This window comes from Rhizobacter sp. P1_G5, assembly GCF_056405435.1.
The window spans coordinates 1-16,431 of sequence record NZ_JBFUCB010000009.1 but is presented as its reverse complement, the minus strand read 5'-3'; the positions used below and the strand labels follow the sequence as shown (position 1 = coordinate 16,431).

Annotated in this window: 11 protein-coding genes; 6 read left to right on the top strand and 5 right to left on the bottom strand. The window is 68.7% G+C overall.

Features of this window, described 5'->3' with window-relative positions; genetic code table 11:
- Positions 1–2: 2 nt before the first annotated feature.
- Positions 3–557, bottom strand: coding sequence for an urease accessory protein UreE (ureE, locus tag AC1D12_RS01590; RefSeq protein WP_477838565.1), 555 nt, complete (start codon positions 555–557; stop codon positions 3–5).
- Between the two features lie 92 nt (positions 558–649).
- Here ureE and AC1D12_RS01585 point away from each other — a divergent pair, with 92 nt between their 5' ends.
- Together AC1D12_RS01585 and AC1D12_RS01580 are read left to right on the top strand one after the other, a co-directional pair.
- Complete coding sequence (locus tag AC1D12_RS01585; protein WP_477828030.1) at positions 650–2,290, top strand: methyl-accepting chemotaxis protein; 1,641 nt, start codon at positions 650–652, stop codon at positions 2,288–2,290.
- Between the two features lie 353 nt (positions 2,291–2,643).
- Positions 2,644–5,967, top strand: a complete 3,324-nt coding sequence (locus AC1D12_RS01580; protein ID WP_477838563.1) for a di-heme oxidoredictase family protein — start codon at positions 2,644–2,646, stop codon at positions 5,965–5,967.
- A gap of 65 nt (positions 5,968–6,032) precedes the next feature.
- Here AC1D12_RS01580 and ureC read toward each other — a convergent pair whose 3' ends face one another.
- From ureC to ureA, 4 genes are read right to left on the bottom strand one after another with little or no spacing between them, the layout of a single operon-like run.
- The gene (gene ureC, locus AC1D12_RS01575) at positions 6,033–7,748 is read right to left on the bottom strand and encodes an urease subunit alpha (RefSeq protein ID WP_477838561.1); all 1,716 of its coding nucleotides are present in this window, start codon (positions 7,746–7,748) and stop codon (positions 6,033–6,035) included.
- Positions 7,748–8,053 (bottom strand): urease subunit beta, encoded by a 306-nt coding sequence (locus AC1D12_RS01570; RefSeq protein WP_047499945.1) that lies wholly within the window; start codon positions 8,051–8,053, stop codon positions 7,748–7,750. The genes ureC and AC1D12_RS01570 overlap by 1 nt, the downstream gene beginning before the upstream one ends.
- An 11-nt stretch (positions 8,054–8,064) precedes the next feature.
- Positions 8,065–8,679 carry a HupE/UreJ family protein gene (locus tag AC1D12_RS01565; protein ID WP_477838559.1) on the bottom strand — a complete coding sequence of 205 codons (615 nt, stop codon included), beginning with the start codon at positions 8,677–8,679 and terminating at the stop codon, positions 8,065–8,067.
- Positions 8,680–8,690: 11 nt separating this feature from the next.
- A complete protein-coding gene (gene ureA, locus AC1D12_RS01560; protein ID WP_047499948.1) occupies positions 8,691–8,993 on the bottom strand; it encodes an urease subunit gamma in 303 nt (100 codons plus the stop codon).
- 81 nt (positions 8,994–9,074) lie between these two features.
- Here ureA and AC1D12_RS01555 point away from each other — a divergent pair, with 81 nt between their 5' ends.
- The 4 genes from AC1D12_RS01555 to AC1D12_RS01540 form a co-directional block, all read left to right on the top strand.
- Positions 9,075–12,572, top strand: a complete 3,498-nt coding sequence (locus AC1D12_RS01555) for a hybrid sensor histidine kinase/response regulator (RefSeq protein WP_477838557.1) — start codon at positions 9,075–9,077, stop codon at positions 12,570–12,572.
- The gene (locus tag AC1D12_RS01550; protein ID WP_047499956.1) at positions 12,553–13,515 is read left to right on the top strand and encodes a response regulator; all 963 of its coding nucleotides are present in this window, start codon (positions 12,553–12,555) and stop codon (positions 13,513–13,515) included. The genes AC1D12_RS01555 and AC1D12_RS01550 overlap by 20 nt, the downstream gene beginning before the upstream one ends.
- Positions 13,516–13,879: 364 nt before the next feature.
- Entirely contained in the window at positions 13,880–15,151 is a 1,272-nt protein-coding gene (gene urtA / locus AC1D12_RS01545; RefSeq protein ID WP_477838555.1) for an urea ABC transporter substrate-binding protein, read from the top strand.
- Positions 15,152–15,278: 127 nt separating this feature from the next.
- Positions 15,279–16,431, top strand: a 1,153-nt coding sequence (locus AC1D12_RS01540) for an ABC transporter permease subunit (RefSeq protein ID WP_477838553.1), incomplete at its 3' end; no start/stop codon positions are given.

The following is a 16,431-nucleotide window of genomic DNA, read 5'->3' as shown; positions in this document are numbered from 1 at the left end:
TGTCAGTGGCCGTGGTGGTCGTGGTGACCGTGACCGTGGTGGTCGTGGCCCGCGTGCCCGTGGTCGTGATCATCGTGGCCATGCCCGTGATGCGCGTGCCCGCCGGCCGCATACGCACCACCTTCCGGCTCGAACGCCGCCGAGGCCTCGTTCACGATCAGGTGCATCTGCCGCAGCATGTCGGCCAGCACGTGGTCGGGTTCGAGCTTCAGGTGGTCGGGCTTCAGCTCGAGCTGCACGTGCCGGTTGCCCAGGTGGTAGGCGGCGCGCAGCAGGTCGAACGGCGTGCCGTGCTGCGTGCAGTGCGTCACGACCAGCACCGGCTGCGGCGCCGCGACCACGCGGATCAGCGAGCCGTCTTCGGCCACCAGCACGTCGCCGCCGCGCACCGCGGTGCCGCGCGGCAGGAACACGCCGAGCGTGCGGCCCTGCGAATCGGTGGCGTCGAAGCGGCTCTTCTGTCGCACGTCCCAGTCGAGCTCGACGGACGCGCCGCGTTTGACGAGGGCAGGGGCCAGTCCATGGCCCTGCGCAAGGAGTTTGTTCACGGTCAGCATGGTGTGAGTGTGGCAGTAAACCCTAGGGGATTTCCGTTCAGGACCGGAGACGGAAGGCCGATATTCCCCTGGATTAGAACAAGGATCGGACCATGAAACTGCTCCAGGATGTGCGCATCGGCGTGCGTCTCGCCCTCGGTTTCGCGAGCGTGCTTCTGCTCTCCTGCGCCACGATCGGCCAGAGCTTCTTCGAGATGTCGCAGCTGCAGGGCCGCTTCGACGACCTGGCGGGCATGACGATGCCGGCGATGAACGGCGTGTCCGAACTGGGCACGGCGGCGCGCGGCATGCGCGGCGCGCAGGAGCTGCTGGCCACGCGCTGGAGCGAGGCCGAGCGGGCGACGCAGGCCGATGCCTTCAAGAAGCACCATGCGCGCTTCGTCGAGCAGATCACGCTGCTGCGCAGCCTGCCGCGGGCCGATGCGATCGAGCCGCAGCTCGCGCCGGTGGACGGCGCGCTGAAATCCTACGAGGCGAGTTCGGCCGAGATCGAACGGCTTCTGGCCAGCACCGACGATGCCGAGCGGTTCCAGAAGGTCAAGAAGCTGCTCGAAGGCGAGACGCTCGCCAACTTCACGACGCTGAGCAAGGCGGCCGCCGAGCTCACCAAGGTGATCCGCGACGATGCCGATGCGCGCATCGTGGCGGCGAGCGCCGGCAACCAGCGTTCGCGCACCGCGATGGCCGCCGGCGGCGCGATCGCGCTGGCACTCGGCAGCCTGCTGGCCTGGGGCCTGACGACCAGCGTCGTGCGCCCGATGCGCAGCGGCATGGCGGCCTTGCAGCGCATCGCCGGCGGCGACCTGTCGGGCCGCATCGACAGCGAGCGCAAGGACGAGATGGGCCAGCTGATGGCGGCACTCGCGCAGATGCAGGACAACCTGCGCACCGCCGTCGGCGACATCCGCAATTCGAGCGACTCGGTCTACAGCGCCGCGTCGGAGATCGCGCAGGGCAACCTGTCGCTGTCGGACCGCACCGAGCGGCAGGCGGCCAGCCTGGAGGAGACGGCCTCGTCGATGGAGACGATGTCGGCCACCGTGAAGGACAGCGCCGGCACCGTGAACCGCGTCGAGGAGATCTCGCGCAGCGCCCGCCAGGCGGCCGGCCGCGGCCAGGACGTGGTGGGCGACGTGGTCAAGACGATGCAGGAGATCCAGCAGTCGAGCGACCGCATCGCGTCGATCATCTCGGTGATCGACGGCATCGCGTTCCAGACCAACATCCTGGCGCTGAACGCCGCGGTGGAAGCGGCGCGCGCCGGCGAGCAGGGCCGCGGCTTCGCGGTGGTGGCCGGCGAAGTGCGCAGCCTCGCGCAACGCAGCGCCGGCGCGGCACGCGAGATCAAGCAGCTGATCACCGACAGCGCCGAGAAGGTCGGCAGTGGCTCGCGCCACGTGGCCGATGCCGGCCGCGTGATGCAGGACATCCACCAGCAGGTGTCGAGCGTCAACGACCTGGTCGGCGAGATCCGCCGCTCGGCTGCGCAACAGCACAGCGGCATCGAGCAGGTGACGCAGGCGGTGTCGCTGCTCGACCACTCGACGCAGGAGAACGCGGCACTGGTGGAAGAGGCCTCGGCGTCGGCCGAGAGCCTGAAGCTGCAGGCGCAGAAGCTCCTCGAGTCGGTGGCGGCCTTCAAGACCGACGCCGATGCGTCTGCGCTCTCATCGGTAAAACCCGCGGTTCACGGCCATCCGGCAGCATTCGGCGTCGGACTTGTATCCGCTTGAAACGGCGCTCTCAGACTCTGCGAATAGCTCGCATCGGCAAGACGTGAGCTGATGTAACGAAGAGCAAGAAGTTTGCAGGCACTTCGTTTGGAACCGATTCCAAGCGGTCGGGAACAGCCGATGAACGGTTGTTGTCCGACATCTCCTGCCGAATTACAACGGCGCCCTCTGTCGTACGACAGCAAGTCCTGGTAATCATTTGCGTGAGAGTGTGCGCTCTCTTTCGAGCGATCGTGTCAATTCGCACGAACGTGCTTTGACAGCTATCCGACGGCTCCCTCGGCTTACAGGCTTTCTTCGCGGAGCGTGCAGCATCCGGGCCTTGTTTCTGCCACGTCTTGGAGGGGAAGCCTATGAAACACCATGTGCTGCGCAGCTTGCGCAACGGTTCGATGCTGGGGCTGCATTGCGCCCTGGCGATCCTGCTGGTCGGGTGCGGTTCCGGCGACGGAGGAAGCTCCTCTGCCGCCGACAGCAACAACGCCAGTTCGAGCGATGCCGGCGGCGACCGGTCGCGTCCGATGGCGGTCGGTGACCCGATCGGCATCGCGCTGACGCCCGTCGCGGCCACGGCCAGCGCCTCCGAGCGCGGCGACCTGTCGGCTGCGGCCGCGATCGACCACGACGACAACACCCGCTGGAGCAGCGGCTTCACGGACGACCAGAACCTGACGCTGGACTTCGGCCAGTCGGTCAGCATCTCCCGCGTGCGCATCAACTGGGAACGCGCTCACGCCGCCAGGTACCTGCTGCAGGTCTCGAGCGACAAGTCGAACTGGGTCACGATCAAGACCGTCGACAACAGCCAGGGCGGCATCGAAGACTGGACCGGCCTGAGCGGCCAGGGCCGCTACCTGCGCGTGCAGGGCGTCACCCGTTCGAGCCAATACGGCTATTCGATCTTCGAGATCCAGGCCTACACCGGCACGACCTCGGCGCCGGCCCCGGCCCCCGCGCCTGCACCGGCGCCCGCTCCGGCACCTGCTCCCAGCCCGGCTCCCGCGCCCAGTCCTGCCCCGGCTCCGAGCCCCGCTCCCGCGCCGGCCCCGGCGCCCGCACCTGCCCCCGCGCCCGCACCCGATGTCAGCAACCCCGGCGTCGTCATCAAGCCGGCAACCGCCACCTCGTCGGCGCTGGAGAACGGCGGCATGCCCGCCACCAACACGATCGATGGCAGTCTCGGTACGCGCTGGTCGAGCAAGCAGGAAGACGGCGCCTGGATCCAGTGGGATTTCGGCAAGAAGACGCAGATCGGCGCGCTGAAGCTGAGCTGGGAGAACTCCTACGGCAAGGAGTACGCGCTGCAGGTCTCCGACGACGGCCAGAACTGGTCGCAGGTGCGCTACGTCAGCAACGGCAAGGGCGGCACCGAGGCGTTCTACAACCTCGGCGTCAACGCGCGCTACGTGCGCCTGCAGGGCGTGGCACGCGGCACGCAGTACGGCTACTCGCTGTGGGAAGCCGAATTCAAGACGCCGGGCTCCGACAACACGATGCCGACGGTGGCCACCGCGCCGCTGAAGGCACCGACCAGCGGCGCCGGCATGGCACCGCTGCCGACCCAGGTCGATCCGGTCGAGACGCTGCAGTTCACGCTGGCCGACGGCACCCTGGTCACGCGCTTCGGTATCCGAGGCCTGGCCCGCCACGGCCGCGAGCGCGGTGAAGACTGGAACGAGATCGGGCAGGGCCCGAACGAGACGGTCGACGCGAACGGCAACCCGGTCGACAAGGGCCCGGGCAACTTCCTGACCTTCGTGCCGAACTACTTCAAGAACCGCACCTGGGGCTTCGAGATCATCGACAACAGCCGGGTCGCCGGCGTGACCGCGCCGACGCTGCGCGTCAACCACTACTTCACGCAGGACCAGTTGCCGGGCGGCGTGGCGTGGTTCCGTGCGTTCGATCGCGTGGGCGTCACCGGCTACGGCTGGATGAACCCGGGCCAGCTGGTGAACGACAAGGTCACGATCTGCCCGCCGGTGGCCTACCCGCCCAACGGCAGGCTGTTCAGCAACAGCATCCTGAACAACGATTGCAGCCTGACCGTCAAGGACTACCCCGGCCATGGCGACATCGGTGCGGACGGCATGCCCAACGGCAGGAACGTGCCGGCACGTCCGCTGGTGGCGGGCGACGTGATCGAGGTCTCCCCGTCGTTCTTCTCGACCAAGGAGGCGATGGCGGCCAAGGGCGACAACGGCGGCATCCGCTACTACGCGGGTGAATGGACCTACGTGGTCGGCACGGGCTTGCGCCCCTGGTACGGCGTGCAGCCGCGCCTGATGAACGCGCCGCTGCCGGCCGAGACGCTGCAGGGCGGCACCGGCTCGCTGTCGTACGACTATGCCGACAACGGAACCTTCATCTTCCAGCAGCCGCACATCAACGTCGGCATGCAGAACATGCAGCGCTTCGTCGAAGGGCGCCGTGCGATCCACACCAACATGTTCACCGGCGAGCACAACGAGCCGGGCAACGACCGCTTCGATGCGCTGGTGGGCCTGCAGGGGCCGCGCTACAACCAGTCGTCGTGCTTCGCGTGCCACGTGAACAACGGCCGCAGCCCGGCACCGGCCGCTGTGAACCAGCGCCTGGACTCGATGTCGGTGCACACGGCGGCGATCAATGCCCAGGGCCAGCAGGTGCCCGACTCGCGCTACGGCGTGGGGGTGCAGATGAACGCCCGCGGTGCCGACGGCACGCCGCAGGACTGGGGCAACGGCGTGCGCGTCGCAGGCTTCGACACCCAGACCGTGAAGCTGGCCGACGGCATGTCGGTGGAACTGCGCAAGCCCAAGCTGGCCTTCGACGGCCCGACGCCGCAAGTCGTCTCGCTGCGCTCGGCGCAGCCGATGCTGGGGACCGGCCTGCTGGAAGCGATTCCGGAAACCGACATCCTGGCGCGTGCCCGCACCACCGCGGACGCCGACGGCATCAAGGGCCAGGCGAACTTCGTGTTCGACCCGGAAACCGGTGACGTGCGCCTGGGCCGCTTCGGCTGGAAGGCCGGCAAGTTCAGCCTGCGCCATCAAGCCGCATCGGCCCTGCTGCAGGACATGTCGGTGACGACGCCGGTGTACCCGAGCCGCGATTGCCTGTCGGGCCTGCCGACCTGCCGCACGAAGAGCGAGCGCGGCCTGTCCGAGACCGACCTGCAGTCGATCTCGCGCTACCTGCAGCTGCTGGCCGTTCCGGCACAGCGCAGCCTGGTGAGCGGGTTCCCGAAGGGCGTGGCACCGCTGGCGGACCTGGACGTCGACCCGGTCAAGGTGGCCAACGGCGCGAAGGTGTTCAAGGCGGCGAACTGCACGGGTTGCCACGTGGCGGACCAGAAGACCGGCTCCGGTCATCCGCTCGCCGAGCTGCGCAACCAGAGCATCAAGCCGTACACCGACCTGCTGCTGCACGACATGGGGGCTGACATGGCCGACAACTATGTCGAAGGCACGGCCGCCGGCAACCTGTGGCGCACCTCGGCCCTGTGGGGCATCGGCTACACCGACCGTGTGATGGGCACGGCCGGCAAGGTCGGCTACCTGCACGACGGCCGCGCCCGCACGCTGACCGAGGCGGTGATGTGGCACGGTGGTGAAGCCACCAACGCCCGCAATCGCTTCGCGGCGCTGTCGACGGCGGATCGCCAGGCGCTGCTGGCGTTCCTGGGGTCGCTGTGATCAGTTGCTGATCTGATGAACGAAAGCCCCGCTTCGGCGGGGCTTTTTCATTGGCGACCGGATCGTCAGAACAGGAAATACCGCTGCGCCATCGGCAGCACCGTCGCCGGCTCGCAGGTCAGCAGCACGCCATCCGCGCGCACCTCGTAGGTCTGCGGATCGACCTCGATCTTCGGCGTGAAGCCGTTGTGCACCATGTCGGCCTTGCCGATGCTGCGCGTGTTGCTCACCGCCACCGCGCGCTTCTTCAGCCCGAGCTTCTCGGGCACGCCCGCTGTCAGCGCGGCCTTCGAGACGAAGGTGACGCAGCTGTCGTGCATCGCGCCGGCGAACGAGCCGAACATCGGCCGGTAGTGCACCGGCTGCGGCGTCGGGATCGATGCGTTCGGGTCGCCCATCGCGGCCGCCGCGATGAAGCCGCCCTTCAGGATCAGCGACGGCTTCACGCCGAAGAAGGCCGGCTTCCACAGCACCAGGTCGGCCAGCTTGCCGACCTCGATCGAGCCCACCTCGTGCGCGATGCCCTGCGTGATCGCCGGGTTGATCGTGTACTTCGCGATGTAGCGCTTGACGCGGAAGTTGTCGTGCCGTGCGCTGTCCTCGGGCAGCGTGCCGCGCTGCGCCTTCATCTTGTGGGCCGTCTGCCAGGTGCGGATGATCACCTCGCCGACCCGGCCCATCGCCTGGCTGTCCGACGACATCATCGAGAACACGCCGACGTCGTGCAGGATGTCCTCGGCCGCGATCGTCTCGCGGCGGATGCGGCTCTCGGCGAAGGCCAGGTCCTCGGCGATCGACGCATCGAGGTGGTGGCACACCATCAGCATGTCCAGGTGCTCGTCGATGGTGTTCACCGTGTACGGCATCGTCGGGTTGGTCGACGACGGCAGCACGTTCGGCAGGCCCGCGGCCTTGATGATGTCGGGCGCATGGCCGCCACCCGCGCCCTCGGTGTGGAAGGTCGCGATGGTGCGGCCCTTGAAGGCGTCGATCGTGCTCTCGACGAAGCCCGATTCGTTCAGCGTGTCGGTGTGGATCGTGACCTGGATGTCGTRCCGCTCGGCCACGCCCARGCAGTTGTCGATCGCTGCCGGSGTGGTSCCCCAGTCYTCGTGCAGCTTCAGGCCGTAGGCGCCTGCCTCGATCTGCTCGTCGAGCGCGCCGGGCAGGCTCGCATTGCCCTTGCCCTGGAAGCCGAGGTTCATCGGGAACGCCTCGGCCGCCTTCAGCATCTGGTGGATGTACCAGGGGCCGGGGGTGCAGGTGGTCGCGAAGGTGYCGGTGGCCGGGCCGGTGCCGCCGCCGAGCATCGTCGTGACGCCGCTCATCAGCGCCTCCTCGATCTGCTGCGGGCAGATGAAGTGGATGTGCGAGTCGATGCCGCCGGCCGTGACGATGCTGCCCTCGCCAGCGATGATCTCGGTGCCGGGGCCGATCACGATGTCGATGCCGGGCTGCACGTCGGGGTTGCCGGCCTTGCCGATGCCGGCGATGCGGCCCGCCTTCAGGCCGATGTCGGCCTTCACGATGCCCCAGTGGTCGATGATCAGCGCATTGGTGATCACCGTGTCGGCCACGTCCTTCGCCAATCGCTGGCYCTGGCCCATGCCGTCRCGGATSRYCTTGCCGCCGCCGAACTTCACCTCYTCGCCGTAGCCGCCGGCCAGCAGCGTGTAGTCCTTCTCGACCTCGACGATGAGGCCGGTGTCGGCCAGGCGCACGCGGTCACCGGCCGTCGGGCCGAACATCTCCGCATAGGCGCGGCGGTTGATGGTGGCCATCAGAGCGCTCCCTGCACTTCGCCGCGGAAGCCGTAGACCTTGCGGTCGCCCGCATAGTCGACCAGCTCGACCGTGCGCTGCTGCCCCGGCTCGAAACGCACCGCGGTGCCCGACGCGATGTTCAGCCGCATGCCGCGCGCGGCCGCGCGGTCGAACTTCAGCGCCGGGTTGGTCTCGGCGAAGTGGTAGTGCGAGCCGACCTGCACCGGCCGGTCGCCGCTGTTCTCGATCACCAGCGTGATCGTGCGGCGGCCGACGTTGATCTCGATGTCGGGGCCGTCGATCAGCAGTTCGCCTGGAATCATCGCCGGCTCCTTCAGTTGACCAGCAGTGCGATGCCGAACAGCGCGACGGCTGCCCCGGCGACGCGCGGCAGCCAGGCGGCGCGCRAGCGCAGCAGCAGCCCGATGCCGATGCCCGCGCCATGCAGCAGCGCGGTTGCAGCCACCATGCCAATCAGCGCGAAGGCCGCGGTCGGCCCGGCCAGCTCGGCGCCGTGCGCCAGGCCGTGGAACAGCGCGAAGCCCGCGGCCATCAGCACACCGGCCGCGGCCGGCAGGCGCGCGTTGGTGGCGAGCAGCAGGCCCAGCACCAGCAGCGACGCGGCGATCATCGGCTCCACCGCCGGCAGCGTGACGCCCGCCAGGCCGAGCAGTGCGCCGACGAGCAGCGTGCCGGCGAAGGCCAGCGGCGCGATCCACGCGCGGCGCGCCGTCATCGCGCTCCAGACGCCTAGCGCGACCATCGCGGCCAGGTGGTCGAGCCCGGTGAACGGGTGCGCGAAGCCGGCGGCGAGTGCGCCGGCCGCGTCGTGAGCCTCGTGGTGGAGGCCGGCATCGCTGCCGGTGTGGGCCATCGCCAGGGCCGGCAGCGCCAGCAGCAGGCCGGCAGTGCAAGCAGCAAGCCGGCGGGAACGCATCGTCTCAGTCATGGGGATCTCGTTCATGCAATGGGTTGGTGCACGGTCACCAACTTGGTGCCGTCCGGGAAGGTCGCCTCGACCTGGATCTCGGGGATCAGCTCGGCCACGCCCTCCATCACGTCGGCGCGGGTCAGCACCGTCTTGCCCTCGCTCATYAGCGCCGCGACCGTCTTGCCGTCGCGCGCGCCCTCCATGATGGCCGCGCTGATCAGCGCGACCGCCTCGGGGTAGTTGAGCTTCAGCCCGCGCGCCTTGCGGCGCTCGGCCAGCAGCGAGGCCGTGAAGATCAGCAGCTTGTCTTTCTCACGCGGCGTCAGTTCCATGGTGGTGCGGGAAGCAGAAGATGTGCCACATCTTAGGGCGCCTGGTCACCGCAATGGCACGGGGCTTGCGCTCCACCCCGCATGAAGCCTGCCAACCCCCTCGACGGCGCCGTGCCGGTCGGCCCTGCCATCGTGCCGGCCGAGCGACCTGTCGAAGGGCAGGGTGATGAGCGGGCGGTGCAGCGCGTCGTGAAGGTCCGGCGCGACTACAACAGCTGGGTCGCGCGCGAGACGATGGAGGACTACGCGCTGCGCTTCACGCCGCACAGCTTTCGCAAGTGGTCCGAGCTGCGCGTGGCCAACACCGCGTTCGGCGCGGCCTCGTTCCTGGTGCTCGAGGCGGTGGGTGCGACGCTGCTGGTGCAGTACGGCTTCCTGAACGCGTTCTGGGCGATCCTCGCGACCGGGCTGATCATCTTCCTGGCCGGCCTGCCGATCAGCATCTACGCAGCGCGGCACGGGCTCGACATGGACCTGCTGACGCGCGGCGCCGGCTTCGGCTACATCGGCTCCACCATCACCTCGCTGATCTACGCGAGCTTCACGTTCATCTTCTTCGCGCTCGAGGCGGCCATCATGGCCTACGCGCTCGAGCTCGCGTTCGACGTGCCACCCGCCTGGGGCTACCTGATCTGTGCGCTGGTGGTGATCCCGCTGGTCACGCACGGCGTCACCGCGATCAGCCGGCTGCAGGTGTGGACGCAGCCGCTGTGGCTGGTGCTGCTGGTCGTGCCCTATGTCTACGTGCTGCGCCAGAACCCCGGCGTGCTCGACGGCCTGGTGCACTACGCCGGCGCCGAGGGCCGCGGCGCGGAGTTCAACCTGGGCCTGTTCGGCGCCGCGATGACGGTGGGCATCGCGCTGATCACGCAGATGGGCGAGCAGGTCGACTACCTGCGCTTCATGCCCGAGCGCACTGCGGCCAACCGCAAACGCTGGTGGCTGGGCGTGCTGATCGGCGGGCCCGGCTGGGTGGTGCCGGGCGTGCTCAAGATGCTGGGCGGCGCGCTGCTCGCGTACCTGGCGATCAGCCATTCGGTGCCGGTCGACCGCGCGGTCGATCCCAACCAGATGTACCTCGCGGCCTACGAGTACGTGTTCCCGCACCCGGCGTGGGCGGTGGCGGCGACGGCGCTGCTGGTGGTCGTCTCGCAGCTGAAGATCAACGTGACGAACGCGTATGCCGGCTCGCTCGCGTGGTCGAACTTCTTCGCGCGGCTCACGCACAGCCACCCGGGGCGCGTCGTGTGGGTGGTGTTCAACACGATGATCGCGCTGATGCTGATGGAGCTGGACGTGTTCCGCGCGCTCGGCGAGGTGCTCGGGCTGTTCTCCAACATCGCGATCTCGTGGATCATGGCCGTCGTCGCCGACCTGGTGGTCAACAAGCCGCTCGGGCTCTCGCCGCCGGGCATCGAGTTCAAGCGGGCGCACCTGTACGACGTCAATCCGGTCGGCGTCGGTGCGATGGCGGCGGCGTCGGTGCTGTCGATCTCGGCCTACCTCGGGCTGTTCGGCCCGATGGCGCAGGCCTTCTCGGCGCTGATCGCGCTCGTCACCGCCTTCGTCGTGTCGCCCCTGATCGCCTGGGCCACGAAAGGCCGCTTCTACATCGCGCGCCGCAGCCCGCAAGGCCTGTTCACCCGGCTGCAGCATTGCGTGATCTGCGAGCGCGAGTACGAGGCCGACGACCTGGCGCACTGCCCCGCCTACCTGGGCGCGATCTGCTCGCTGTGCTGCTCGCTCGATGCACGCTGCGACGACCTGTGCAAGCCCGAGGCCAAGCTGTCGACGCAGTGGTCGGCGGCGCTGCGCGCGGTGCTGCCGCGCAGCGCCTGGCCGTACATCGACACCGGCCTCGGCCATTACGTGCTGCTGATGGCGGTGGTGGTGCCGCTGCTGGCGGGGCTGTTCGGGCTGCTGTACCACCAGGAGCTGCGGCTGCTGGGCGAGCCCGGCGCGGCGCTCGCGCCGGCGCTGCGGCTGGGTTTCATCAAGGCCTTCGCAGCGCTGCTGCTGGTGAGCGGCATCGTCGCGTGGTGGCTGGTGCTGACGCACAAGAGCCGGCAGGTGGCGCAGGAGGAGTCGAACCGCCAGACGCAGGCGGTGCACGAGCAGACCCAGGCCTTGCGGCGCGAGATCGATTCGCACCGCCGCACCGACCTGCAGTTGCAGCAGGCCAAGCGCAGCGCCGAGCTCGCGAATCAGGCCAAGAGCCGCTACATCACGACCGTGAGCCACGAGCTGCGCACGCCGCTGAACAGCATCCTCGGCTATGCGCAGCTGCTCGACGAGGATGCGTCGATCCCGCCGCACCGCCAGCAGGCGATCAGCGTGATCCGGCGCGGCGGCGAGCACCTGCTGTCGCTGATCGAGGGCACGCTCGACATCGCCCGCATCGAGGGCGGCAAGCTGCGGCTGGAGTCGCAGCCGATGCACCTGCGCGACGGCGTGCAGCAGATCGTGCGCATGTTCGAGCTGCAGGCGGCGGGCAAGGGCATCGCGTTCAGCCACGAGCTATCGCAGGCGCTGCCCGAGGTGGTGCGCAGCGACGAGAAGCGGCTGCGCCAGATCCTGATCAACGTGCTGGGCAACGCGGTCAAGTTCACGCAGGCCGGCCAGRTGGTGTTCCGCGCCGGCTATGCGCGCGAGATGGCCACCTTCGAGATCGAGGACACCGGCCCCGGCATCGCGCCGGAGGAGATCGAGCATGTGTTCGAGCCGTTCGCGCGCGGCAGCGATGCAGGCGCGGCGGCTGCCAGCGGCACCGGGCTCGGGCTGACGATCAGCAAGATGCTGGTCGACCTGATGGGCGGCGAGATGACGGTGCACAGCACGCCGCAGGTGGGCACGCTGTTCCGCATCCGGCTCTTCCTGCCGGCCACGCGCGACGCGGTGCCGGGCGCGCAGGCGCCGCGCGCGAGCCGCACCGGGTATGACGGCGTGCGCCGGCGCATCCTGGTGGTCGACAACGAGGAGGTCGATCGCGCGCTGCTGCGCAGCGTGCTGCAGCCGCTGGGCTTCGAGGTGCGCGAGGCGGCGTCGGGCGACGAGTGCCTGGCGCTGCTGCGCAGCTTCACGCCCGATGCGATCCTGATGGACCTGGCGATGCCGGGGCTGGATGGCTGGGCGACGATCCGGGCGATCCGCGCGCAGGACCTGAGCACCGCGCCGATCGCGATCGTCTCGGGCAACGCGTTCGACCGCGAGATGGAGAACGACGTCGGCATCGCGCCGGCCGACTTCGTGCTGAAGCCGGTGCGCGTCAACGACCTGCTGGACTGGCTGGGCGCGCGGCTGCGCGTGCAATGGGTGCAGGCGGCGCGCGCCGAGGCGCCGCCGGTGCCGCAGCCGGCGGCGGCCTGGGTGCTGCCCGAGGTGGCGCAGCTGCAGGCGCTGGAGGAACTGGTGGGCCTGGGGTATTTCCGGGGCATCGTGAAGAAGCTGGACGAGATCGAGGCGGACAATGCGGCCCATGCCGGCTTCGTCGCCCACCTGCGCGGGCTGGCCCGACAGTTCCAGCTCGACGCGATGACGCGCATCCTTCGCCAGGCCCGACATGACCGAGAGACTTCCTGACCGCGCCGCGAGCGACGTCGTGCTGATCGTCGACGACGTGCCGGACAACCTGTCGCTGCTGCACGATGCGCTCGACGAGGCGGGGTATGTGGTGCTGGTGGCGGTGGACGGCGAGAGCGCGCTGCAGCGGGCCGCGCAGGCCGACCCCGACATCGTGCTGCTCGACGCCGCGATGCCCGGCATGGACGGCTTCGAGGTGGCGCGCCGGCTGAAGGCCGATGCCGACACGGCGCACATCCCGATCATCTTCATGACCGGACTGACCGAGACCGAGCACGTGATGGCGGCCTTTCGTGCCGGCGGTGTCGACTACGTGACCAAGCCGATCCGTCCGCAGGAGGTGCTGGCGCGCATGGTGGTGCACATGCAGAGCGCGCGCGAGAAGCGGCAGGCGCGCAACGCGCTGGATGCCTTCGGCCACGCGACGATGGCGATCCACGTGACGCCGCGCCTGGCCGACAGCAAGGCGGTGTGGCAGACGCCGCTGGCGCGCGAGCTGATGCAGCGCTATTTCGAGGCGGCGCCGGGGCAGATTCCGCAGGAGCTCGCGCAGTGGCTGCACGAGCAATCGCTGACGGCCGGCGAGGGGCGCGAGCCGAAGCCGCTGGCGGTGACGCGCGGCGAGCGGCAGCTGGTGTTCTCGCTGCAGCAACGCACCAGCGACGACGACTGGCTGATCGTGATGCGCGAGGTGTCGGACGCGGCCGCGGTGGATGCGGTGCTGCAGGCCTTCAAGCTGACGCTGCGCGAGGCCGAGGTGCTGTACTGGGTCGCCAAGGGCAAGACCAACCGCGACATCGGGGACATCCTCGGCAGCAGCCCGGCGACGGTGAAGAAGCACCTGGAGCATGTTTTCGAGAAGCTGGGCGTGGAGACGCGCAATGCGGCTGCTTCGTTGGCGATCCAGAAAGTGAGGGCGCTGGCGCCCTGGCATGGGGGATGATTTCTCGCGTTGCTTCTGCGCTGGCGCGGCGGGTGAGGGGATGGGCCGGGGGCTCATGCCGAGGCGGTCGGCGCCCTGGGGGCGCCGACTCCACGAAGAAGCTCGGCTCCGTGGGTGCATCGGCAAACTCCCGCCACTCACTTCGTTCGTTGTGGTCAAACACAGCCGATGAGTCAGTCTACGAAGCGCGCTGGCGCGCGCCACCCACGGAACCGATCTTCTTCGTCGCCTCAGAAATCGCCCCCGGCCCATCCCCACTCACGCCTTTGCGAGCGCAGAACACGCCCCTACGCCATCTGTCGTATTCCTGAGCCGGACCCCGCTCCGTAACCTCCGCAACACCAACCCACAGGAGCGTTCGTCCATGAAGTCATCCCGCCGCAATTTCGCCGCGTCGCTGAGCGCCGTGTCGCTCGGCGTCGCCGCCCTCGGCCTGCCGCTGTTCGCGCAGGCCGCCGACACCATCAAGGTCGGCATCCTGCACTCGCTGTCGGGCACGATGGCGATCTCGGAGACCGTGCTCAAGGACACGGCCCTGATGACGATCGCGGAAATCAACGCCAAGGGCGGCGTGCTCGGCAAGCAGCTCGAACCCGTCGTCGTCGACCCGGCCTCCAACTGGCCGCTGTTCGCCGAGAAGGCCAAGCAGCTGATCAGCCAGGACAAGGTCGCCGTGATGTTCGGCTGCTGGACCAGCGTGTCGCGCAAGTCGGTGCTGCCGGTCGTCGAGGAACTCAACGGCCTGCTGTTCTACCCGGTGCAGTACGAAGGCGAAGAACTCAGCAAGAACGTCTTCTACACCGGCGCTGCCCCCAACCAGCAGGCCATCCCCGCGGTCGAATACCTGATGAGCAAGGCCGGTGGCGGCGCCAAGCGCTTCGTGCTGCTCGGCACCGACTACGTCTACCCGCGCACCACCAACAAGATCCTGCGCGCCTTCCTGAAGAGCAAGGGCGTGAAGGACAGCGACATCGACGAGAAGTACACGCCGTTCGGCCACAGCGACTATCAAACCATCGTCGCCGACGTCAAGAAGTTCTCGGCCGGCGGCAAGACGGCCGTGATCTCCACCATCAACGGCGACTCCAACGTGCCCTTCTACAAGGAACTGGGCAACCAGGGCCTGAAGGCGACCGACGTGCCGGTCGTGGCCTTCTCGGTCGGCGAAGAGGAACTGCGCGGCGTCGACACCAAGCCGCTCGTGGGCCACCTCGCGGCATGGAACTACTTCATGTCGATCAAGAACCCGACCAACGACGCCTTCAAGAAGCAGTGGGCCGAGTACGCGAAGGCGAAGAACCTGCCGGGCGCCGACAAGCCGCTCACCAACGACCCGATGGAAGCCACCTACATCGGYATCMACATGTGGGCGCAGGCCGTCAAGAAGGCCGGCAGCACCGACACCGACAAGGTCATCGCCGCGATGGCAGGCCAGACCTTCCCGGCCCCGGGCGGCTTCGTCTCGACGATGGACGCGAAGAACCACCACCTGCACAAGCCGGTGTTCATCGGCGAGGTCAAGGCCGACGGCCAGTTCAACGTGGTGTGGAAGACGCCGGCGCCGGTCAAGGCCAAGCCGTGGAGCCCGTACATCGAAGGCAACGACAAGAAGAAGGACGAGCCCGAAAAGAAATAAGGCCCCCCAGTCGCTTCGCTCCTGCCCCCAAGGGGCGCCTCCCAGCGGCCCGGCAAAGCCGGTTCCGCGGGAGTTGCTTGATGGGGCGGCTCGCTGCGCGGCCGCTCCCTTTGCAGATTGAGTCGTGATGACGGAACGCTGGTCGATTTCTCTGTTGCGTCGCCTGGCGATGCTGATGCTCGGGCTGTGCGCTCTGGCCGCGTCTGGCATGAGCCACGCGTTGACGCCCCCGCAGGTGCTCGCGCTCGCCAAGGGCGAGAACGAGGAGCGCATCGCCGCGCTGCAGGCCTCGCTCGCACGCGGCGATGACGGCCTCGCCGCCTTCGTGCAGGCGATGCTCGACGACGCGGTGAAGCTGGCCGGCGACAAGGTGTTCGTCGTGCACGGCGACAAGGCGAGCAACGCCGCGACCGGTGCCGAGGCCAAGCTGCCCGACGGCGCCGAGGACGTGATCAACAGCAACCAGATGCGCCGCGAGCTCGAAGGGGCCCTCGCGGCGCTGAAGCTCTTCTCGCACGACGTCGGCGAGCGCCGCACCGCGATCAAGGCGTTGAAGGAAGAGGCCGACGAAGGCCGCCTGCCGCTGATCGAGAAGGCGCTCGCGGCCGAGGCCGAGGCCTCGCTGAAGGAACAACTCACTCAAGTGCGCGCCGCCATCCTGGTGTCGTCGACCGACGCCGGCAAGCGCATGGAGGCCGCCCGCGCACTCGCCGGCAGCCTGACGCCGGCCACCAAGACGCTGATCCTCGAACGCCTCAAGCCCGCGGCCGAAGGCGGCGAGAGCGAGACCGACATCCGCAGCCAGCTCGGCATCGCGCTCGATGCGATCAACGCGCGCCTCGCCTGGGGCGAGCGGCTCGGCGTGCTGTTCACCGGCGTCAGCCTCGGCAGCATCCTGCTGCTGGTCGCGCTGGGCCTCGCCATCACCTACGGGCTGATGGGCGTGATCAACATGGCGCACGGCGAGCTGATGATGATCGGCGCGTACGCCACCTACGTGGTGCAGAACCTCTTCAGGGCGCACCTGCCCGGGATGTTCGATGCCTACGTGATCGTCGCGATCCCGGCTTCGTTCCTTGCGGCCGCGGGGGTCGGCGCGGTGCTCGAGCGCAGCGTGATCCGCTGGCTGTACGGCCGCCCGCTCGAGACGCTGCTCRCCACCTGGGGCATCAGCCTCGTGCTGATGCAGGGCGTGCGTTCGCTCTTCGGCGCGCAGAACGTGCAGGTCGAGAACCCGTCGTGGCTGTCCGGCGGCGTCGACGTGCTGAGCAACCTGACGC

Excerpts from the sequence above, each read along its gene's own strand:
- AC1D12_RS01550 (WP_047499956.1), top strand. The coding sequence starts at position 12,553 with ATGACCGAGAGACTTCCTGACCGCGCCGCGAGCGACGTCGTGCTGATC.
- ureE (WP_477838565.1), bottom strand. The coding sequence starts at position 557 with ATGCTGACCGTGAACAAACTCCTTGCGCAGGGCCATGGACTGGCCCCT.
- AC1D12_RS01570 (WP_047499945.1), bottom strand. The coding sequence starts at position 8,053 with ATGATTCCAGGCGAACTGCTGATCGACGGCCCCGACATCGAGATCAAC.
- AC1D12_RS01580 (WP_477838563.1), top strand. The coding sequence starts at position 2,644 with ATGAAACACCATGTGCTGCGCAGCTTGCGCAACGGTTCGATGCTGGGG.
- AC1D12_RS01585 (WP_477828030.1), top strand. The coding sequence starts at position 650 with ATGAAACTGCTCCAGGATGTGCGCATCGGCGTGCGTCTCGCCCTCGGT.